Source organism: Rhodococcus sp. NPDC019050, from assembly GCF_055664235.1.
The window spans coordinates 15,660-35,054 of sequence record NZ_JBVOON010000026.1 but is presented as its reverse complement, the minus strand read 5'-3'; the positions used below and the strand labels follow the sequence as shown (position 1 = coordinate 35,054).

The following is a 19,395-nucleotide window of genomic DNA, read 5'->3' as shown; positions in this document are numbered from 1 at the left end:
CGAACGTCGATCAGGCTTCGACGAGTTCCTTCGTGGCATTCACGAGGGCTGCGACGACACCGGAGATCTCGGCCGCAGTCTCGGCATGTTCCTTGGCGTGTGCGTCACCGAACTTACCGAAGGTTCCGCCGACCGAGAGGGAACCGTTCTCGGCGACCTTGCCGCCCGCGATACCGACGGCCTTGACGGTGTCCTCGAGCGCCCACTTCGCGGCGTTGGCGCTGGGCGAGGCGCTGACGACGGCGGCAGGCTTACCCGACAGCGCGCCGGCGCCGTAGGGGCGCGACAACCAGTCGATCGCGTTCTTGAGGACGCCCGAGGTCGAGCCGTTGTATTCCGGGGTGACGAACAGGACGGCGTCGACACCTGCGACGGCGTCACGCAGGGCGGCTGCGGCGGCGGGCACGGTGTCGCCGTCGATGTCTTCGTTGTAGAAGGGCACGTCGGCCAGACCCTCGTGGATGCTCACCTCGACGCCCTCGGGGGCAACGGTGGCAGCGGTCTCGGCGAGCTGGCGGGTGACAGCGGCGGAGCGCAAGCTTCCGACGAGTGCGAGGACTCGGGTCTGAGCCATGGGGTACATCCTTCGATCGAGTTGGTTGATTCCGCAATCATAAACGGACCGCGGTCCACTTGTATTCCCGCCCGGCTAGAGTGTGACGCTGTGAACACTCGCCCGCTGTCGCTCACCGGCGACAGCCCTGTCGAACGCGGCGACGCTGCCCGCAATCGCAAGCGCCTGCTCGACGCCGCGGCCCAACTCGTCGCGGAGCACGGCGCCGACGCGATCACCATGGACGCGGTCGCGGCGAGGGCGGGTGTCGGCAAGGGAACGGTCTTCCGGCGCTTCGGGTCGCGCGCCGGCCTCATGCAAACCCTGCTCGACCACAGCGAGCGCGAGTTGCAGCAAGCCTTCCTGTTCGGGCCACCGCCGCTCGGACCGGGTGCCGACCCGATCGAACGCCTCGTGGCCTTCGGGCGGGCACGGATCGCCCTGGTCGACGTTCAGGGTGAACTACTGCGTGCAGCGGGGGGCGGCGTGCGGTTCTCGGCTCCGGCTCACCGGGTGTCGTTGACCCACGTGCAAACCCTGCTGCGCGCAGCGGGAACCGCCGGAGACCTCCCGCTTCTCGCGCACGCGCTGCTCGCACCCCTCGACGCGGCACTCGTACTCCACCAGCAGCGTGAACTCGGATATTCGCTCGAGCGCCTCGCCGACGGGTGGGCCGACCTCGCGGAACGCGTCGCGCGCCCGGCCGGCGGGTGACGTGACGGTCATCGGGTGACGGTCGCCGGTACGGTGAGCCCCATGGCCGCTGCCCTCCGCGCGTTTGTCGTCCTCACCCTCGGCGGGCTGTTGTGCGCGTGCAACCCGGGCTCGGCGGCACCGACCGCCTCGGATCTCGTGGGCCGCGACTTCGTCTCCACCGAGATCGCCGGCACTCCCATTCCCGGCGGAGGCCCCCTGACGGTCGCCTTCCCCGCGCCCGAACGACTGGCTGCCTACGCGGGGTGCAACCGGATGATGGGCACAGCAGACATGTCCCGTGGCGTCGTACGCGCGGACGGTCTCGCCACCACCATGATGGCGTGCCCGCCGCCGCTCGACGGCGCCGACCAATGGGTTCAGAAGCTCTTTGCAGCCCGGCCACGATGGCATCTGGACGGAAGCGTGCTCACGCTCACAACCGACACGCTCCGGGTGACGCTCGTCGAGCAGTCGGGCGATCGCTGACCTTCCGGCCGCATCCCGGTCGCGTCCGTCGTCCGGGTGCTTGCCGTTGCACGAACGCCGGACGTCAGTACGTGCGCACAAGCCATTCCGCGAGCATGCGCGCGGAATGGTCGATCTGCTTCGGCCAATCCATCGCCGTCTCGTCGGCATGATCGCTCACATACTTGGCGAGGCGGCAGTGCGCTCCCATGTGGGCGGCCGCCGACGCGACCGCGAACCCTTCCATGTCGACGAGATCTGCGCGGGCCGCCAGCACGTCGCGGACCTCGGCATCGGAGACGAACGAATCCCCGGTCGCGAGCACGGTTCCGTCACCGTCACCGAACGTGAGCGTGTCGCTCACCGGATGGCCCAGACTCCGCAACACCTCGCCGCTGATGTCGTGGTTGATCACGGTGGAGGGAAAGTAGAGACCACCGAGCGTGCTGCGCAGGGCGCCGGCGGTGCCGATGTTGACGACGAGTGGCCTGCGCCCCTCCGGGTAACGCGCGAGCGCCGCCGTCACCGCGACCGCGGCAGTGACCTTGCCGATGCCCGTGATCACCAGGTCGTACCGTTCCGGGACGTGCATCGCCTCCGACTCGGTCGCAGATACGACGAGGATCTCACTCACCTGGTGCCTCCGTGGTCGCGGGCCGTCTGCGCTGCCCGTTGCACGCGCGTGACCTCGACCCGCACCGTATCCCGGCGTCGTCTCGCGGCCCGGGGCCGGTGGCGCTAATGTGGCGTCAATGACGAACCTGCGCGATCGGATCATCGAAGAACTCGGAGTCAAGCCCTCCATCGATCCGCGGAGCGAGATCGATTCGCGAGTACAGTTTCTCGCCGACTACCTGGCCTCCACTCCGGCAAAGGGCTTCGTGCTCGGCATCAGTGGCGGCCAGGACAGCACGCTCGCCGGACGACTGGCCCAGTTGGCCGTGGAAAAGCTCCGTGCCGAGGGACGCGACGCCGAATTCGTCGCCGTACGCCTCCCCTACAGCCGGCAGGCCGACGAGCACGACGCACAGATCGCACTCGAATTCATCGAGCCGGATCACACCGTGCGAGCAGACATCAAGCCCGGAACCGATGCCACCGCGACCGAAGCCGGACGCGCGCTGGGCGAGCTCTCCGGACACGGCAGCACCATCCGCGATTTCGTCCGGGGAAACATCAAGGCACGTGAGCGAATGATGCTCCAGTACGCGATCGCCGGCGAACTGGGCCATCTCGTGGTCGGGACCGACCATGCCGCCGAGGCCGTGACCGGCTTCTACACCAAGTACGGGGACGGCGGAGTCGACATCACGCCGCTGGCCGGACTCACCAAGCGGCAGGGCGCTGCGTTGCTGCGAGAACTCGGAGCACCGGAGAGCACCTGGAGCAAGGTCCCCACCGCCGATCTCGAAGACGACCGTCCGGCGCTGCCCGACGAAGAGGCCCTGGGCATGAAGTACAGCGAGATCGACGACTACCTCGAGGGCAAGGACGTCACCGACGATCTCGCGAAACGCCTCGAAGGCAAGTTCCTCGAGACGCACCACAAGCGCGTGATGCCGGTGGCGCCGTCCGACACCTGGTGGAAGTGAGCTAGCCGCCCGTCGTGCTCAGCCGCCGGCGAACGGCGGCAGCACGTCGACGCGGGCACCCGCCGGGCGGGACAGGTCGCGGGTGAGTTCCCCCGTTCCTCCGTCTCCCGGCTCGACGAGGTACGCGGCAACCGACAGCACGCGTTCCATCGCGGGTCCGTACCGCTCCACGAGCGCCGCGCGAAGAGCACCGAGATCGGATCCGGCGGGTAATGCGACGGTCTCCTTCTCGCACCCGGACGCGTCGGTTGCGGCGGCGAAGTACCGCACCTCGATCCCGTTCACCACATCAGCCACCGATTGCTCCCATACTGCGTTGCGGCGGAGCGAAATCCGCCGCGTCGATGCCGTGCCCGGCCCACTTGTTCCACATGGCTCCGCGCCACAGGTCCATCAGTTCGTCGTCGGTCGCACCGCCGCGCAGCGCGGCCCGCAGGTCCGTCTCCTGGTCGCTGAACAGGCAGGATCGCACCGTGCCCTCCGCGGTCAGGCGGGTGCGGTCGCAGTCCGAGCAGAAGGACCGGGTCACCGACGCGATGATTCCCACCGTCGCGGGCCCACCGTCGACGAGCCAGCGTTCCGCCGGCGCGGACGGATCTTCCCGCTCGGTCTCGGTGAGGGTGAAACGCGCTCCGAGCACGTCGAGCAGATCCTGCGCGGGCACCATCCGCGATCGCGCCCACTCGTGGTCTGCGTCGAGCGGCATCTGTTCGATGAACCGCAGTTCGACCTGCTCGCCGAGACAGAACTCCAGCAGGTCGGCGGCGCCCTGCAGGGTTTCCGGCATGAGTACGGCATTGACCTTCACCCGCGCGAAACCGGCGTTCTTCGCGGCGCGGATGCCCGCCAGGACGGACTCGAGACGATCTCGACGGGTCAGTTTCGCGAAATGATCGCGGTCGATCGTGTCGAGGGAGATGTTGACGCGACCGAGGCCGGCCCGCGCGAGCGCATCCGCGCGGTGCTCGAGGCCCACCGCGTTGGTCGTGATCGCAAGCGGGATACCCGGCGCGACACTCGCGCACCCCGCGATGATCTCTTCGAGGTCCCGCCGCACGAGAGGTTCCCCGCCGGTGAACCGCACCTCGCGAACACCGAGTCTGCCGGTCGCGATCCCGACCAGGCGCACGATTTCGTCGACGGTGAGCAGTTGTTCCCGCGGGATGGCGGGAAGCCCCTCCTCCGGCATGCAATAGGTGCAGCGCAGCGAGCATTTCTCCGTGATCGAGACGCGCAGATCGCGGGCGACCCGCCCGAAACGGTCGAGCAATTCGGGCACGTCGGGACGGTCGGACGTGTCGTCGGCACGTCCACGTACAAGCGGAATCCCTACGTTCACTGCCGTCATCCGGTCACAACCACCATGCGCCCAGTATGCCCATTGGCGGCGGCCCGTGAACACCGAAGCACCCCGAAGGGGCCCGGCAGTCCGCAGGTACTCGGGCGGACACGATCTCGATTGTGCCTAGGATTAGCCACATGACGAGCGGCAAGCGGTCCGTGGAGGAACACGAGCGGTACGTGGCGGAACTACTCGGGGCCCTCCGCTCCGGGTCCACCGTGACCGTCCCACTGTCGCGCGCCCTGCATCGCATACTTGCAGCGACCATCCACTCTCCGCTCGATCTTCCCCCGTTCCGGAACTCCCAGATGGACGGGTACGCGGTCGCCTCGAGCACCGTGCCCGATGCGCCCGTGACACTGCCCGTGCAGGGCGTCGTAGCGGCCGGGGACACCGCCGGGACGCTCGTTCCGGGACACGCGCTGAAGATCATGACCGGCGCCCCGCTACCGGATGGCGCCGACGCCGTCGTACCCGTCGAGGACACCGCAGCCGACGAGGACGCCGGGACGGTGACGATCGGCAGAGGCACCGAGCCGGGAACCTACGTGCGGGAAGCGGGCAGCGACGTCCGGACGGGCGACCGTCTGCTGTCGGAGGGCACGGTTCTCGCAGCCCGCCACATCGCGGCGCTGGCCGCCGTCGGGCTGACGAACATCCCGGTCCGGGCGCGACCCCGGGTAGCCGTGATCTCGACCGGGAGCGAACTGGTGACCGCGGGAGACGTGCTCGGCCCGGGACACATCTACAACTCCAACGGGCCGGCGCTGGCGGCGAGTGCCACCGCCAACGGAGCCGACGTCGTGTCGATCGACCACTGCCACGACGATCCCGAGGAATTCGCCGAGATGCTCGCCTACGCCGCGAAGGTCGCCGATGTGATCTTCACGTCCGGCGGGGTGTCGAAGGGTGACTTCGAAGTCGTCAAGGACACGCTCGAACCGCTGGGCGGGGAATTCGTCTCGGTTGCGATGCAGCCCGGCGGCCCACAGGGATCCGCGGTGGTCGAGGGTGTTCCGGTGCTGACCTTCCCGGGCAACCCCGTCAGCGCGCTGGTCTCGTTCGAGGTCTTCGCGCGTCCGGTGCTGCGGGAGGCGGCGGGATATCCGCCCGCAGTGACCGAAATGGTGCCCCTCGCCACGGATCTGACCTCGATCCCCGGCAAGCGCCAGTTCCTGCGCGGTGTCCTCGACGGGCGCACGGTGATGCCTGCGGCCGGGCGCGGATCGCACCTCGTCGCCGGGCTCGCCGCCGCCGACGTTCTCCTCGACATCCCCGCCGACACCGTCTCACTCGAAGCTGGAGACCTCGTGAAAGTGCTGACCCTGTGACCGAATTGAGCCACCTCGACGACCAGGGCCGGGCCCGGATGGTCGATGTGTCCGCGAAAGCGGACACCACCCGCACGGCACTCGCCGCCGGCCGACTCGTCACCACGCCGGAAGTCGTGGCACTCGTGCGCGCCGACGACATGCCGAAGGCCGATGTGCTCGCCACCGCCCGCATCGCGGGTATCGCCGCCGCCAAGCGAACGTGGGAACTGATCCCCCTGTGCCACCAGCTTGCATTGTCGTCGGTGAGGGTGAACTTCGGCTTCACCGACACGGCGATCACCATCGAAGCGACCGCGAAGACCAAAGGGCCGACCGGAGTCGAGATGGAAGCGCTCACGGCGGTCGCCGTCGCGGGACTCACCTTGCACGACATGGTCAAAGCAGTAGATCCTGCTGCGGTTCTCGACGGCGTGCGGCTCCTGTCGAAGGAAGGCGGCAAGCGGGGCCGCTGGCACCGCGACGACCCTGACACCCGCACCGACGCCGCGGCGGACGAGCCCGAGTCGGCGGAGCGTTCCGCGGTCGTCGTGGTCGCGTCCACCGGTGTCGCCGCGGGCACCCGCGAGGACCGCACCGGCCCGCTGATCGAGAAGTGGCTGGGCGAGCGCGGATTCACCGTGCGCGGACCGCTCGTGTACGCCGATGCGCAGATCGCGGCAGGCCTTGCCGACGCACTCCGTGGCGGACCGGCGCTCGTGGTGACCACCGGAGGCACCGGCGCATCGCCGACCGACGCCACGCCCGAGGCGACACTCGCGGTGCTGGACCGCGAACTACCGGGGATCGCGGACTCGATCCGGCGACGGGGACTCGACGTCACGCCCCACGCGGTGCTCTCCCGGGGGGTCGCCGGGCTCGTGGGCCGCACCGTCGTCGTGAACCTTCCGGGATCGCCCGGTGGCGTGAAGGACGGACTCGCTGCGCTCGAGCCGATCCTCGATCATCTGTTGGCGCAGGTCGCGGGAGGCGGAGCACATGAGTGAGACAGACGGCGTCGACACCTCGGGGCGCATCCCCGAAACCAGCGGCAACAGTGAACTGCTGGCACGGATTTCGGCGGAGCCGCTGGATACTGCGGTAGTGGACGCTGCGGTGGCAGGTCCCCGGCACGGCGCCGTGGTGGTTTTCACCGGTGTGGTGCGCAATCACGACGGCGGCCAGTCCGTGAGTGCGCTCGAGTACCAGGCGCACCCCGACGCCGAGGCGTTCCTGCGTCGGTGCTGCGAGGAAGTGGCCGCCGAATCGGGTCTCCCGGTCGCGGCCGTACACCGAGTGGGACATCTCACGATCGGCGATCTCGCGCTCGTCGCGGCCGTCGCCGCGCCGCATCGCGCGGAAGCCTTCGCCACGTGCGCCGAACTGGTCGAACGCATCAAACACGAGGTGCCGATCTGGAAGCGCCAGCACTTCACGCAGGGTGTCACCGAGTGGGTGGGGCTGTAGCCGGACCGGTCGTACCGTGCCGACTGTGCGGTAGGGTGATGTGGTTCGGGTGTCACGAAGACGCCCACCGTCGTGGGATACCGGCGGGATCGGGATCGTGCCCGACCCGCATGCACACTGCAGCTCTCTGCACACGCACCGGCTTTCCTTGCGGCGATCACGTCAGCACCACGGGAACACTTCCCGTCGAGTGCACACACGCCGCAGTGAAAGGCAGCGCTGTTCTATGACCACATCTTTTTCCGATCTTGGTGTCCCCCGTCCTCTCGTCGCTACGTTGAGTGACTCCGGAATCACCAGCCCGTTCCCCATCCAGGTGGACACCCTCCCCGACACACTCGCGGGTCGCGACGTTCTCGGACGGGGCCGTACGGGCAGCGGCAAGACTCTTGCCTTCTCGATCCCCCTCACCGCACGCCTCGCCGGTGGAGCCACCCGCGCTCCCGGCCGCCCCCGCGGTCTCGTACTTGCCCCGACCCGCGAACTCGCAACGCAGATCGCAGCGGTCGTCGAGCCTCTCGCCCATGCGTCGGGCCTGCGGGTGACCACCATCTTCGGTGGCGTGTCGCAGAGCCGTCAGGTCGAAGCACTCCGTCGCGGCGTCGACATCGTCATCGCCTGCCCGGGTCGCCTCGAAGACCTCATGCGTCAGAAGTTCGTCTCCCTCGAGGCGATCGAGGTCACCGTGCTCGACGAGGCCGACCATATGGCCGATCTCGGCTTCCTCCCCGGCGTCACGCGCATCATGAACGCGACCCCGACCAGCGGCCAGCGCCTGCTGTTCTCGGCCACCCTGGACAACGGAGTCGACAAGCTCGTCAAGCGCTTCCTCCACAACCCGGTCATGCACTCGGTGGATGAAGCCAACTCCCCCGTTGCAGCGATGACCCACCACATCTTCGACGTGCCCGGTCTCGACGCGAAGAAGGACCTGATCCGCACCCTCGCTTCCGGCAACGGTCGCCGAATCCTGTTCATGCGCACCAAGCATCAGGCACGCAAGCTGGCCAAGCAGCTCACCGATTCGGGGATCCCCGCAGTCGATCTGCACGGCAACCTGTCGCAGAACGCCCGCGACCGCAACCTCGCCGCGTTCTCCTCGGGTGAGGCCCGCGTGCTCGTGGCGACCGACGTCGCAGCCCGCGGTGTGCACGTCGACGACGTCGAACTCGTCGTCCACGTCGATCCCCCGGCCGAGCACAAGGCATACCTGCACCGTTCGGGTCGTACCGCTCGGGCCGGAAGCGCCGGTGATGTCGTCACCATCGTCCTCCCGGACCAGCGCAAGGATCTTGCCGTGATCATGCGCAAGGCCGCGATCAACGTCACACCGATCAAGTCGACGGCGAAGTCCGAGCACGTGCTCGCACTCGTCGGCGATATCGCGCCCTATGTCGCGCCGAAGCCGGTGCAGACGCCGGCCGCAGGCTCGTCGCGTCCGCAGCGGGCCGGTGGCGCACGTCGCCGCACCCCGTCGCAGGGTGGCGCAGCACGTCAGGGTGCCGGCTCCTCGCGCCAGGGTTCTTCGTCCCGTCAGGGTGTTGCTTCCGCGTCGCGCCAGGGCGCTTCGGCAGGACAGCGCTCCACCGGACACGGCGGAACCGCTGCCACCGGCCGTCGTCGCTCGACGCGCCCCACGGCTACCCCGCGCTGATCTCCCGCCGGGTTCAGCGCGGCGTGAACCGGTGGACGGCGTACATCGCGTCGCCCGACACCGGTTCGGTCGCAATGCATCCCGTCAACCGTTCGCGCACGGCGTCCGCGTCGAGGTCGGCTCCGATCACCACCAGCGTGGTGCAGTCGGGGACGCTCTCGCCGCGGCTCACCGGTTCGAAACGGATGTGATCGCCCACCGTGTGCAGCAGGTAGGTACTCACCTGTAGCCCTGCGGCGACACGCACATAGCCTTTGATACGAAACACCCCTGCGGGCTGGTTCTCGAGAAAATCGACCAGCACGCGGGGGTGTAGTGCATCCCGGGTCTCGAATGTGATCGCGTCGTACGCGTCGTGCAGGTGCGGGTGGTCATGGTCGTCGTCCGAATAGAGCAACTGGTCGAGAGTGAGTTGCTCGCCCGGTTGCGGCTCGGGCCGGTCCGGGATGTCGAACAGCAACGCGGGTTCGATCCGCGCGTGTTCGGTCGAGATCACCGCGGCCCGGGGGTTGAGGCTGCACACGGCACCGAGCAGGTCGTCGTGTGCATCGCTGTCGATCCGGTCGGTCTTGTTGAGCAGCACCAGGTCTGCGAGCGCGACGTGCTGTTCGATCTCGGGATGCTTCGTCCTGGACCGGTCGAACTCCACCGCGTCGACGACGAGCACGAGGCCGCCGTAGGTGACGAAGGGATTCTCGGAGCCCGCGACGAGCCGGATCATGTTGCGGGGTTCTGCCAGTCCGCTGGCTTCGACGACGATGACGTCGAGATCCGACGAGCGGTGCGCGAGACGGTCGAGCATCGCGTCCATGTCGCTGACATCGACTGCGCAGCAGAGGCATCCGTTGCTCAGCGACACCATCGAGTCGACCTGGCCTGCAACCATCATCGAGTCGATGTTGACCGAGCCGAAGTCGTTGACGATCACACCGATCCGCGCTCCGCGCGTGTTGCGCAGGAGATGGTTGAGCAGGGTCGTCTTACCAGCGCCGAGGAATCCGGCCACGACAACCACCGGTATCTGCTTCTTCGCCATACGGTGAGGGTAACGGCGAGGGCGGAGACGCCGCCGCGGGTGGTTCCGGTCGGACGTGCTCCGGAACCACCCGCGGGAGTGGCGTCAGTTACCGCGCTTGATCCACTCCTCGAGGTGCGGAGATTCGGTACCGATCGTGGTGCCGTCACCGTGCCCGGTGTGCACCGTGGTCTCGGCGGGCAGTGCGAACAGCTTGTCGCGGATCGACCCGATGATCGTCGGGAAGTCCGAGAAGGAGCGCCCGGTCGCACCCGGGCCGCCCGAGAACAACGTGTCGCCGGTGAACAATTCGCCGGCTTCGGGCAGGTACAGGCAGACCGAACCCGGTGAGTGGCCCGGTGTCGCAATCGTCTGGATATCGGTGCCGGCCACCGAGATCCGTTGCCCGTCCTCGATCGTGCCGTGGGCGACGCCCGGGTGGGTCATCTCCCAGAGCATGTCGTCGGCGGGGTTGAGGAGGATCGGCGCGTCGAGCTTCTCCGACAGTTCGGGTGCGACGGTGATGTGATCGTTGTGCGCGTGGGTGCAGACGATCGCGACCACCTTGCGGTTGCCGACGGCGTCGATGATCGGCTGCGCGGTGTGCGCGGCATCGATCACGACCACTTCGTCGTCGTTGCCGACGAGCCAGATGTTGTTGTCGACTTCCCACTCACCGCCGTCGAGCGCGAAGGTTCCGTGGGTGACGACGCGATCGACCCGGATCGGCGACACGCGGCTCACAGGATCACCACCGATCGGAGAACCTCGCCGCGGTGCATGGTCTCGAACGCCTTCTCGACATCGTCGATGCCGATGCGCTCGGTGACGAACTTCTCGAGCGGCAGACGTCCCTGCTGGTACAGGTCGACGTAGGTCGGGAAGTCGCGTTCGGGCAGGCAGTCTCCGTACCAGGAGCTCTTGAGCGATCCGCCGTGTGAGAAGAAGTCGACGAGCGGCATCTCGAGGGTCATGTCGGGCGTCGGGACGCCGACGAGAACGACGGTACCGGCCAGGTCGCGGGCATAGAACGCCTGCTTGTAGGTCTCCGGCCGCCCCACGGCGTCGATCACCACGTCGGCACCGAAGCCGCCGGTGATCTCCTTGATCGCCTCGACCGCGTCGGTCGACGTGGAGTTGATCGTGTGGGTCGCTCCCAGGTCGGTGGCCCATTCGAGCTTCTTGTCGTCGCGGTCGACGGCGATGATCTTGCCGGCGCCGGCGAGCCGGGCACCCATGATCGCTGCGTCGCCGACGCCACCGCACCCGATGACTGCGACGGACTGACCGCGAGTGACGCCGCCGGTGTTGACCGCAGCGCCCAGGCCGGCCATCACGCCGCAGCCGAGCAGACCGACGACGGCGGGATCCGCGCTCGGATCGACCTTGGTGCACTGACCCGCGTGCACGAGGGTCTTGTCGGCGAACGCGCCGATACCCAATGCCGGTGTCAGCTCGGTGCCGTCCTCGAGGGTCATCTTCTGCGTCGCGTTGAAGGTCGAGAAGCAGTACTGGGGCTGTCCGCGCTTACACGCCCGGCACTGTCCGCACACGGCACGCCAGTTGAGGACGACGAAGTCGCCCACCGCGACCGAATCGACGCCCTCGCCCACCGCCTCGACGACGCCGGCGGCCTCGTGGCCGAGCAGGAAGGGGAACTCGTCGTTGATCCCGCCCTCGCGGTAGTGCAGATCGGTGTGGCACACACCGCACGCAGCGATCGCGACGACGGCCTCACCGGGTCCGGGATCGGGGATCACGATGGGCACTACCTCGACGGGTGCTCCCTTCGCGCGTGCGATTACTCCGCGGACTGTCTGCGACATGGTGATGTCTCCTTCGTACTGTGGCTCGCGCCGGTCGGTGTTATCGACCCTATCGCCTTGCCTCGTCACGCCTCGCGGAAGCGCAGACCCCTCGCCTCGAGTTCCTCGCCGAGAATGCGGATCGCCTTCGGTCCGACACCGTGGATGGTCAGCAGTTCTTTCGGCGTCACCGAGGTCAGGTGTTCAAATCGGGTGTATCCGCGCTCCGAGAGTGCACGTCGCGACACCTTCCCCATCGCCTGCGGAAACTCCGTCCCGAACGAGCCGTCGGCAGTGTCCACGCCTCTCCTTTCCCATGTCCGGCACGTCCCGAACATGCGTGCGCGGTAGGGAGAGGCCGGGCATGCAGACCTGCCCGGGTCTCCGCGCACGGGGTTCGAGACGCCGGAGGTGTAACGCCGGGAGTCGTTTGCACGACGTGTGATGTGACCCCGCCCGCATCCTCGCACCGGATGTCCGACAGGTGAAACGGATTGGAAAAACCCATGGCTAATGGATCGTCGCCGGCACGCGGCAGAATTTTCGCGGGCGTGCTCGCGCCTCTCGCACTCGGGGTCGCGGCGGCAGTTGCCATCGCGTGGCCGCAACCGAACGTGCCTACTGTGGCTGATCCCGCCCTCGCGGGTTTGGCCTCGACCACCGACTGCCACGACATGGTCAGCATCGGCGTCGGCGGGCGTGGAGACACCCCGCGCGACCAGTCGAAGATGCTGGTGGACGAAAAGGGCAACAAGTTGCCCGCCGCGCAGCAGGGCGCGTACGGCAGCATGTGGGTCAATCCCGTGATCAACGCACCGCTGAAGGAGCACGAGGCGGACAACGGCTACGCGGCGATCTACGTCGAGTATCCCGCCGACCTGTCGAGCTACGAAGACGCCGTGACCAAGGGCGCCGAAAACACCATCACGGTGATGAAGGCGATCCAGGCCTCGTGCCCCGACACACAGTTCGCCATCGTGGGCTTCAGCGAAGGCGCGGATGTCGCCCGGCGTGCGGCGATGCAGATCGGCAACCAGCAGCAGAACCCGGACGGCACCTGGCCCAACGGCGATCCCTCTGCGGTCACGGGAGTCGTCATTCTCTCCGACGCCGGCCGCGGCGTCGACGGAGGCTTCTTCCCGGGCGCCGAGGATCCCAGCAACCCCGACGGCTTCGACCGCCCCTACGAGCCGGGCAGCGGCGCGGCTCCCGGTGGCGGAGTGCTGCCCGGAACCGCCGGTGATTTCGGCAAACTGAACGGCAAGGTTGCCTCCTTCTGTTCCGAAGGCGACTTCGCGTGCTCGACGCCGGAGAACATCTCCATGATCGAACTGCTCGTCAACCTCGGCCGTCAGGTCAACGGTGACGCCATCGAGCGTGAAGGGCTGACCCCCGCAACGGGCGCCGACCTCGCCCAGGTCATCGGCCGGGTCGCGTTGCTCGCGCTCGCCGATATCTCCGCCGACGAAAACTGGATGCGGTCGGACGAGACATTCCTCGATGTTCTGATCAAGGTTTCCGAGCCCGGCTACGTTCCCGAGGCGCCCAAGACGACGCCGGTCGCAGCCGACGGTTCCGAGCCCATTCCGGCGGACCGCCTGGCCAACCTCGCGTACCTGCCGGAGAAGCTCCTCAAGGAGGTCATCGGCTTCGTCCGGACCAATCAGAACACCCTCGCGGTGATCATGAGCGACCCGTACGACCAGACCTTCGGCTACAACCGGGAGACCGACGACCACTACGGTCACCACTTCGACTACTGGGACGACGACATCGACGGCAAGGGCACCAGCACCGTCGACTATGCGGCCGCGTGGCTCAACCACCTGGCCGAGCAGGCCAAGCAGGGTAAGCCCGTGTCCAGCGACGCCGAAGCAAAGGCGATGCGGATGATGGCGGCAGCCGAGGCCGACGAGAAGTCGGAGACCCCGGAGACGTCGGAGACGCCCGCACCCGCGCAGGGAACCGAGACTGCCACGCAGACCCCCGCGGACGGGGCCGCTCCGGCACCCTCCGCGCCCGCACCGAGCGTGTCCGCACCGAGCGTCACACCGGCAGCACCGACCGAGACGGCACCGATCGTTCCGCCGGCCCCGGGAACCGATGCTGTAGTCGTGCCGGATCCCGCGACGGGCGAGTCGACCACAGGCCAGCCCACGACGGGTGAATCGACGACGGGACAGCCCTCGGGCACCACCGCGCCGACCACCACGACTGCGCCTACGACGACCCCGTCACCGCAGCCGGTCTCTTGACCGGCCCGTAAGGCAGAACTCGGCGTCAGCTCTCGCAGCTTCGACCCCGGCCTCGAAAATGAGTGCCGCGGCCGGAGCGCGAGACCGGCGCCGAGTTTTTTCGTACAGCTGCGTAGACATGATGTGCGTCCGCTGCTGCGCACGTCCGGTACGAACCGAGACAGGGCGACGAGGACGTCACCATCGGCTCTCAGGCGAGGTTGTGGCCCGGTCTACGTTCACAGCGGGCGAGAGCCCGAGTCGGGTCCGGACACAAAAATGCCCCGCCGACAGGCGGGGCATTTCTTGTTTTCGATTTACGTGGAGCTAAGGGGACTCGAACCCCTGACCCCCACACTGCCAGTGTGGTGCGCTACCAGCTGCGCCATAGCCCCGTATCCATTTCTCTGCGCCGGGGGCAACCCCTTGCGCTGAAAGAAAGTTACACCATCGCGCTCGTCGGCAACAAATCGCCTGGTAGACGACGGAACGGTGGGAGACGTGCTGCCGGGGTCTCCCACCGCCTCCGTGCCGCTAGTTCGTGAGTTCGGCGATCCAGTTCTCGTTGCCGAGCGCGTCGATGACGGTGCCGTTGTAGATCACGGCAGGAGTGCCGGTCGCGCCGGTGGTGGCGAGCTTCTGACGACCCGCCTCGGCATCGGTCGCGGCCTGCTCCACGCGGGTTCCGTCGGTGATGCACTGCACGGTCTCGTCGGACGCTCCCGCATCACGAGCCAGTTGCGCGAGCGCAGCATTGTCGAGGTCGCTGTTGCCGCCTTCCGCCGGCTGCGTATCCGGCGAGAGCAGCGTGTCGTGGAACTTCGAGAACACAACCGCGTCACCGCTTTCCGCGACGCACTGCGCGGCCGCTACGGCACGTGTGGAGTAGTCGCCGCTGCTCGACAGCCGATCGAGGAAGGCGAGGGTGTGGTAACGGACGGCGAGGTCTCCGTTGTCGATCGCCTCCGCGAGTTCCTGTGAGTGCTTGTGCTCGAGTTCGGCGCAGTACGGGCACATCGGATCTTCGTAGAGATCGATGGTCGCTGCGGCGTCGGGCCGGCCGAGGAGAATCGTCCCGTCATCGTTGGCCACCTCCACCGCCGCGTTCTGCACGGTGCCGTACCCGTCGTTGCGCGCGTCCGTTCCGCCGGATGTCAACAGCACACCGCCGATGACGAGTGCCGCAATCACCACGACAGCGACACCGCCGAGGATGTAGGTGAATTTGTTCGACGTCGGCTCAGGGGTGTACTTCGCCGACTTGACCTTCTTCGCATTCACGACATCTGCCCTTTGTTCGTCTGAGAATGTCCGGGTTCACTCTGCCACTGTGGACTGAGGGCGCACTGAGAACGTCCGCGAACCGGGGCCGAGGGCGAGAGGCGACCGCGGGAACACCATGAGCCAGGCGGACGCGGCGAGGAACGCGAGGTCGCGCAGAATCTCGGAGAGGTAGTCCCAGGCGCTCACGTCGGCGACGACACCGCCGCCACCGAAGCACCCGCAGTCGATGGACAGGCCGCGCGCCCACGCCGACGCGATCGCCGCGATGAGCAGCACCAGGCCTATTGCACTCGCCACCGCCGCCGGTCGCACCGCCAAACCCACCAGCAGCAACAGTCCCAGCGCGAGTTCGAGCGCGGGGAAGACCGCGGCGAAGGGCCGCACCAGATCGGACGGAAGAATTTGATACGCCCGTACCGCTACCACTGTCTGGGTGGGGTCGGAGAATTTGACCCACCCTGACGCCAGCCAGACGGCTGCGAGACCTAGACGCGCGACCGTCGAGACGATACGAATCCACACTGTTTCGACACTACCGATCCTGTGCTCGGCTGCCAGTGTCGTTGCTCACGCCGCCGTCGTTGCTCATCCCGCCGCCGTCGATCACCGCGCTGTCGGGGATCACGGCCCCGTCCTGGCTCACGTCGTCGGCGGCGGGTGCCCGGTCACTCGAGCGTCCGGCGAAGAACCACGGAATCGCGGCGATCAGCATGATCATGCCGGTGGCAGCGAACGCAACAGAGAACGACAGGTGCTGGGCGAGCAGACCCGCCACGATCGGCCCGATCACCGTGCCGATGTCCGCCGTCATCTGGAAGGTCGCGAGTACCGGGCCACCGCGTGCCTTGCTGCCCACCACATCGGCCACCGCGGCCTGCTGGGACGGGTTCGACAACCCCGACCCCATACCGGCCACGAACGACGTGACGAGGAACAGCGCCACACTCTCCGTCAGGCCCATCACGATCGTCGAGACGCCGCACACCAGGAGTCCGGCGAGCACGAAGGGCCGTCGCCCGTAGCGGTCGGACCAGCGCCCGGATCGGATCAGGACGAGAGCGTTGCCCACGGCGAACGCGGTCAGTGCCACGCCGGCGAACGCCTCCCCCTGCTCGAGCGCTTCCACGACGAACAGCGGCACCATCGCGACGCGGACACCGAACACGACCCACCCGTTCGCGAAATTCGAACCGAGCGCCGCACGGTAGACAGGGGAACCGAGCGCTTCGCGCAGCCCCATCACCCGCAGTTCTTCACCCTTGCCGGGCTGCGCGAGGTGCGACGAGCGCAATCGCACGCCAACGACGGCGGCAGCGATCAGCAGGGCCACCGCGTAGATCAGGAACGGTGCCCGGAGCCCGAGGCCGGTGAGCGCACCACCGACGAGGGGACCGAAGATGTTGCCGAGCAGGAAGCTGGTGGCGTACAGACCCGACACGCGGCCGCGTGCGTCGGGCGGCGCGATGCGCACCAAAAGGCCCAGCGCCGACACCGTGAACATCGTCGACCCGATGCCGCCCAACGCGCGGAAGACGAGCAGCTGCCAATAGGTTTCCGCGAAGGCGCAGGCCCCGGTCGACAGGGCCACGATGAGCAGACCCGTGATGTAGACGGGCCGCTCCCCCAGCTTCTGGACGAGCCGTCCGCTGAAGGGCGCGAACACCAGTCGCATCGCGGCGAACGCCGAGATGACGATGGACGCGGCGGTGACTCCCACGTCGAAGCTGCGTGCGAACTGTGGGAGTGCCGGCGCCACCAGCCCGAAGCCGAGGGCAATGACGAAACTCGCCGCGACGAGGACCCAGATCTCCCGCGGCAACGCCGCCTCACGTGTGCGCATGATGCCCACAATGTTAGCTACGCGCACGATCCGCGCTTGCGGCGCGGATGTACGAGCCCGTCAGGACAGGACCGACGAGACCAGGTCCCGCGCGGCCTGTTGCACCTCTGCGAGGTGCTCGGGTCCACGGAACGATTCCGCGTAGATCTTGTAGACGTCCTCGGTACCGGACGGCCGGGCAGCGAACCAGGCGTTCTCGGTGGTGACCTTGAGACCACCGATCGCAGCACCGTTGCCCGGTGCGGTGGTCAGCGTCGCGGTGATGGGCTCGCCCGCCAGTTCGGTGGCGTCGACCTGCTCGGGCGACAACTTCGCGAGCACGGCCTTCTGCTCCCGCGTCGCCGGTGCGTCGACCCGGGCGTACGACGGGTCGCCGTACCGGGCGGTGAGGTCGCCGTAGTACTGCGAGGGGCTCTTACCCGCGACCGCCGTGATCTCCGCGGCGAGCAGCGCGAGCACGATGCCGTCCTTGTCGGTGGTCCACACCGAGCCGTCGTGCCGAAGGAACGACGCGCCGGCGCTCTCCTCGCCGCCGAAGCCCAGCGACCCGTCGAGCAGACCCGGCACGAACCATTTGAAGCCCACCGGAACCTCCAGCAGGGGGCGGCCGAGCCCGGAGGCGACCCGGTCGATCATCGACGAACTCACCAGGGTCTTGCCCACCTTGCTTTCGGTAGACCATCCCGGCCGGTTGCGGAACAGGTAGTCGATGGCCACCGCGAGGTAGTGGTTCGGGTTGAGCAGTCCGGCGTCCGGCGTGATGATGCCGTGGCGGTCCGCGTCGGCGTCGTTTCCGGTCGCGAGGTCGAAGTCCTTGCGCGCTTCGATCATGGAGGCCATCGCGTTGGGCGACGAGCAATCCATGCGGATCTTCCCGTCGGTGTCGAGAGTCATGAACCGCCAGGTCGCGTCGACCAGGGGGTTCACCACGGTGAGATCCAGATGGTGCCGCTCGGCGATCTCACCCCAGTAGTCGACGCTCGCGCCGCCCAGGGGATCGGCTCCGATGCGCAGTCCAGCGGCACGAACCGCACCGAGGTCCACCACGTTGGGCAGGTCGTCGATGTAGGTGGCGAGGAAGTCGTATCGTCCGGCCGCGGCGAGCGCCGCCGAGACCGGCACACGTTTCACGCCGACGAGGCCGGCGGCGAGCAGTTCGTTGGCGCGGGCGGCGATCACCGAGGTCGCGTCGCTGTCGGCGGGGCCTCCCGACGGCGGGTTGTACTTGAATCCGCCGTCGCGCGGCGGATTGTGGGACGGCGTGACCACGATCCCGTCGGCGCGGTGACCCGCGCCCGCGTTGTGCCGAAGGATGGCGTGGCTGACCGCGGGCGTCGGGGTGTATCGCTCACGCGAGTCGACGACGACCTCGACGTCGTTGGCGACGAGCACCTCGAGCGCGGTCGCCCACGCGGGTTCGGACAGGGCGTGCGTGTCGCGGCCGAGGAACAACGGTCCCCCGGTGCCCTGACCCGCCCGGTATTCCACGATCGCCTGCGTCGTCGCGAGGATGTGGTCTTCGTTGAACGCACCGGCGAGGCTCGAGCCGCGATGCCCGGACGTACCGAATACCACCTGCTGCAGTGGGTCTTCGGGATCCGGCTTCACGGTGTAGTACGCAGTGACCAAGTGCGCGAGGTCTTCCAGATCCTCGGCAATCGCCCGCTGTCCCGCTCGCTCGTGCGCCATAAGACCTCCTCGTCGACTGTGTAGGTCTCATCTTGCCCGTGCTCGCCCGGACATGCGCCACCTGCACCCCGGAAACGGGTGGGTAGCCCGAGACGATTTCGAGGATGTGGGTTCGACCCGGCGTCGGCCTACTGCTGGTACGACTCGACCTCTCCCGCCGGACGCGGCCCCTCGTCGTCGGGGTCTTCGCCGAACTCTGCTTTCGCCCGCCGCCGACGGAGCAGATCCCAGCACTGGTCCAAGCGCTCCTCCACGGTGCGCAGTTCCTGTCGATCGTCGTCGGAGATTCCGTCACCGACTGCTCGAGTGCGCAGTTCCTGCTCGCGATGCACCAACTGCTCGATGCGTTCGAACAAATCGTGTTCTGTCATCGCCGACCTCCTTCGACACGGTGCGTGACGAAGGCATAGCCACTCGCACGTCTACCAAACGCACTGCCGCGTCCCGGT

The 19,395-nt window shown here is 67.7% G+C and carries 21 protein-coding genes and 1 tRNA gene; 8 read left to right on the top strand and 14 right to left on the bottom strand.

The annotated features are described in order from the left end of the window. Nucleotides 1-10: 10 nt before the first annotated feature. Nucleotides 11-574 carry an NAD(P)H-dependent oxidoreductase gene (locus AC0B44_RS20375; protein ID WP_471904581.1) on the bottom strand — a complete coding sequence of 188 codons (564 nt, stop codon included), beginning with the start codon at nucleotides 572-574 and terminating at the stop codon, nucleotides 11-13. 90 nt (nucleotides 575-664) lie between these two features. On the opposite strand from AC0B44_RS20375, the gene AC0B44_RS20370 reads away from it, so the two are divergent. Continuing rightward, on the top strand, nucleotides 665-1,267 hold the full coding sequence (locus tag AC0B44_RS20370; protein WP_471904580.1) for a TetR/AcrR family transcriptional regulator: 603 nt from the start codon (nucleotides 665-667) through the stop codon (nucleotides 1,265-1,267). A 42-nt stretch (nucleotides 1,268-1,309) separates the two neighbouring features. Beyond that, nucleotides 1,310-1,735 (top strand): META domain-containing protein, encoded by a 426-nt coding sequence (locus AC0B44_RS20365; protein WP_471904579.1) that lies wholly within the window; start codon nucleotides 1,310-1,312, stop codon nucleotides 1,733-1,735. A 64-nt stretch (nucleotides 1,736-1,799) separates the two neighbouring features. Here AC0B44_RS20365 and AC0B44_RS20360 read toward each other — a convergent pair whose 3' ends face one another. Then, nucleotides 1,800-2,348: a nucleosidase gene (locus AC0B44_RS20360; RefSeq protein ID WP_471904578.1), complete on the bottom strand. Its 549-nt coding sequence runs from the start codon at nucleotides 2,346-2,348 to the stop codon at nucleotides 1,800-1,802. Between the two features lie 118 nt (nucleotides 2,349-2,466). On the opposite strand from AC0B44_RS20360, the gene nadE reads away from it, so the two are divergent. Next, nucleotides 2,467-3,306 carry an ammonia-dependent NAD(+) synthetase gene (gene nadE, locus AC0B44_RS20355; protein ID WP_471904577.1) on the top strand — a complete coding sequence of 280 codons (840 nt, stop codon included), beginning with the start codon at nucleotides 2,467-2,469 and terminating at the stop codon, nucleotides 3,304-3,306. A gap of 18 nt (nucleotides 3,307-3,324) precedes the next feature. Here nadE and AC0B44_RS20350 read toward each other — a convergent pair whose 3' ends face one another. Further along, nucleotides 3,325-3,603: a MoaD/ThiS family protein gene (locus AC0B44_RS20350; protein WP_471904576.1), complete on the bottom strand. Its 279-nt coding sequence runs from the start codon at nucleotides 3,601-3,603 to the stop codon at nucleotides 3,325-3,327. After that, nucleotides 3,596-4,654 carry a GTP 3',8-cyclase MoaA gene (gene moaA / locus AC0B44_RS20345; protein ID WP_471904575.1) on the bottom strand — a complete coding sequence of 353 codons (1,059 nt, stop codon included), beginning with the start codon at nucleotides 4,652-4,654 and terminating at the stop codon, nucleotides 3,596-3,598. Before moaA ends, AC0B44_RS20350 begins: the two co-directional genes overlap by 8 nt. Nucleotides 4,655-4,785: 131 nt before the next feature. Here moaA and AC0B44_RS20340 point away from each other — a divergent pair, with 131 nt between their 5' ends. The 4 genes from AC0B44_RS20340 to AC0B44_RS20325 all read left to right on the top strand — a co-directional run bounded on the left by AC0B44_RS20340 (nucleotide 4,786) and on the right by AC0B44_RS20325 (nucleotide 9,079). Continuing rightward, entirely contained in the window at nucleotides 4,786-5,979 is a 1,194-nt protein-coding gene (locus AC0B44_RS20340) for a molybdopterin molybdotransferase MoeA (protein WP_471904574.1), read from the top strand. After that, nucleotides 5,976-6,965: a bifunctional molybdenum cofactor biosynthesis protein MoaC/MoaB gene (moaCB, locus tag AC0B44_RS20335; protein WP_471904573.1), complete on the top strand. Its 990-nt coding sequence runs from the start codon at nucleotides 5,976-5,978 to the stop codon at nucleotides 6,963-6,965. The genes AC0B44_RS20340 and moaCB overlap by 4 nt, the downstream gene beginning before the upstream one ends. Beyond that, nucleotides 6,958-7,425 (top strand): molybdenum cofactor biosynthesis protein MoaE, encoded by a 468-nt coding sequence (locus AC0B44_RS20330; RefSeq protein ID WP_471904572.1) that lies wholly within the window; start codon nucleotides 6,958-6,960, stop codon nucleotides 7,423-7,425. The genes moaCB and AC0B44_RS20330 overlap by 8 nt, the downstream gene beginning before the upstream one ends. Nucleotides 7,426-7,651: 226 nt before the next feature. Then, nucleotides 7,652-9,079 carry a DEAD/DEAH box helicase gene (locus AC0B44_RS20325; protein WP_471904571.1) on the top strand — a complete coding sequence of 476 codons (1,428 nt, stop codon included), beginning with the start codon at nucleotides 7,652-7,654 and terminating at the stop codon, nucleotides 9,077-9,079. 13 nt (nucleotides 9,080-9,092) lie between these two features. Here AC0B44_RS20325 and AC0B44_RS20320 read toward each other — a convergent pair whose 3' ends face one another. From AC0B44_RS20320 to AC0B44_RS20305, 4 genes are all read right to left on the bottom strand, one after another. Further along, complete coding sequence (locus AC0B44_RS20320) at nucleotides 9,093-10,115, bottom strand: CobW family GTP-binding protein (RefSeq protein WP_471904570.1); 1,023 nt, start codon at nucleotides 10,113-10,115, stop codon at nucleotides 9,093-9,095. Nucleotides 10,116-10,199: 84 nt separating this feature from the next. Then, nucleotides 10,200-10,838, bottom strand: coding sequence for an MBL fold metallo-hydrolase (locus tag AC0B44_RS20315; protein ID WP_471904569.1), 639 nt, complete (start codon nucleotides 10,836-10,838; stop codon nucleotides 10,200-10,202). Continuing rightward, nucleotides 10,835-11,920: an S-(hydroxymethyl)mycothiol dehydrogenase gene (locus tag AC0B44_RS20310; RefSeq protein ID WP_471904568.1), complete on the bottom strand. Its 1,086-nt coding sequence runs from the start codon at nucleotides 11,918-11,920 to the stop codon at nucleotides 10,835-10,837. The genes AC0B44_RS20315 and AC0B44_RS20310 overlap by 4 nt, the downstream gene beginning before the upstream one ends. 65 nt (nucleotides 11,921-11,985) lie before the next feature. Next, nucleotides 11,986-12,156, bottom strand: a complete 171-nt coding sequence (locus AC0B44_RS20305; RefSeq protein ID WP_471904590.1) for a helix-hairpin-helix domain-containing protein — start codon at nucleotides 12,154-12,156, stop codon at nucleotides 11,986-11,988. Between the two features lie 366 nt (nucleotides 12,157-12,522). On the opposite strand from AC0B44_RS20305, the gene AC0B44_RS20300 reads away from it, so the two are divergent. Further along, a complete protein-coding gene (locus AC0B44_RS20300) occupies nucleotides 12,523-14,154 on the top strand; it encodes a cutinase family protein (protein WP_471904567.1) in 1,632 nt (543 codons plus the stop codon). Nucleotides 14,155-14,455: 301 nt separating this feature from the next. Here AC0B44_RS20300 and AC0B44_RS20295 read toward each other — a convergent pair. The 6 genes from AC0B44_RS20295 to AC0B44_RS20270 form a co-directional block, all read right to left on the bottom strand. Beyond that, a tRNA-Ala gene (locus tag AC0B44_RS20295) sits at nucleotides 14,456-14,528 on the bottom strand. 139 nt (nucleotides 14,529-14,667) lie between these two features. Then, entirely contained in the window at nucleotides 14,668-15,414 is a 747-nt protein-coding gene (locus tag AC0B44_RS20290; protein ID WP_471904566.1) for a DsbA family protein, read from the bottom strand. Nucleotides 15,415-15,450: 36 nt separating this feature from the next. After that, nucleotides 15,451-15,939 carry a MauE/DoxX family redox-associated membrane protein gene (locus tag AC0B44_RS20285; protein ID WP_471904565.1) on the bottom strand — a complete coding sequence of 163 codons (489 nt, stop codon included), beginning with the start codon at nucleotides 15,937-15,939 and terminating at the stop codon, nucleotides 15,451-15,453. A 10-nt stretch (nucleotides 15,940-15,949) separates the two neighbouring features. Then, entirely contained in the window at nucleotides 15,950-17,257 is a 1,308-nt protein-coding gene (locus AC0B44_RS20280; RefSeq protein WP_471904564.1) for an MFS transporter, read from the bottom strand. A 60-nt stretch (nucleotides 17,258-17,317) separates the two neighbouring features. Continuing rightward, nucleotides 17,318-18,946 (bottom strand): phosphoglucomutase (alpha-D-glucose-1,6-bisphosphate-dependent), encoded by a 1,629-nt coding sequence (gene pgm / locus AC0B44_RS20275; protein ID WP_471904563.1) that lies wholly within the window; start codon nucleotides 18,944-18,946, stop codon nucleotides 17,318-17,320. Nucleotides 18,947-19,074: 128 nt separating this feature from the next. Continuing rightward, nucleotides 19,075-19,317 (bottom strand): DUF2630 family protein, encoded by a 243-nt coding sequence (locus AC0B44_RS20270; RefSeq protein WP_471904562.1) that lies wholly within the window; start codon nucleotides 19,315-19,317, stop codon nucleotides 19,075-19,077. Nucleotides 19,318-19,395 lie beyond the last annotated feature (78 nt).

Bases quoted from the DNA above. Each gene is read 5' to 3' on its own strand.
- AC0B44_RS20305 (WP_471904590.1), bottom strand. From the start codon at position 12,156: ATGGGGAAGGTGTCGCGACGTGCACTCTCGGAGCGCGGATACACCCGA.
- AC0B44_RS20280 (WP_471904564.1), bottom strand. From the start codon at position 17,257: ATGCGCACACGTGAGGCGGCGTTGCCGCGGGAGATCTGGGTCCTCGTC.
- nadE (WP_471904577.1), top strand. From the start codon at position 2,467: ATGACGAACCTGCGCGATCGGATCATCGAAGAACTCGGAGTCAAGCCC.
- moaA (WP_471904575.1), bottom strand. From the start codon at position 4,654: ATGACGGCAGTGAACGTAGGGATTCCGCTTGTACGTGGACGTGCCGAC.
- pgm (WP_471904563.1), bottom strand. From the start codon at position 18,946: ATGGCGCACGAGCGAGCGGGACAGCGGGCGATTGCCGAGGATCTGGAA.
- AC0B44_RS20330 (WP_471904572.1), top strand. From the start codon at position 6,958: ATGAGTGAGACAGACGGCGTCGACACCTCGGGGCGCATCCCCGAAACC.
- AC0B44_RS20375 (WP_471904581.1), bottom strand. From the start codon at position 574: ATGGCTCAGACCCGAGTCCTCGCACTCGTCGGAAGCTTGCGCTCCGCC.
- AC0B44_RS20325 (WP_471904571.1), top strand. From the start codon at position 7,652: ATGACCACATCTTTTTCCGATCTTGGTGTCCCCCGTCCTCTCGTCGCT.
- AC0B44_RS20310 (WP_471904568.1), bottom strand. From the start codon at position 11,920: ATGTCGCAGACAGTCCGCGGAGTAATCGCACGCGCGAAGGGAGCACCC.
- AC0B44_RS20365 (WP_471904579.1), top strand. From the start codon at position 1,310: ATGGCCGCTGCCCTCCGCGCGTTTGTCGTCCTCACCCTCGGCGGGCTG.
- AC0B44_RS20270 (WP_471904562.1), bottom strand. From the start codon at position 19,317: ATGACAGAACACGATTTGTTCGAACGCATCGAGCAGTTGGTGCATCGC.
- AC0B44_RS20340 (WP_471904574.1), top strand. From the start codon at position 4,786: ATGACGAGCGGCAAGCGGTCCGTGGAGGAACACGAGCGGTACGTGGCG.
- AC0B44_RS20320 (WP_471904570.1), bottom strand. From the start codon at position 10,115: ATGGCGAAGAAGCAGATACCGGTGGTTGTCGTGGCCGGATTCCTCGGC.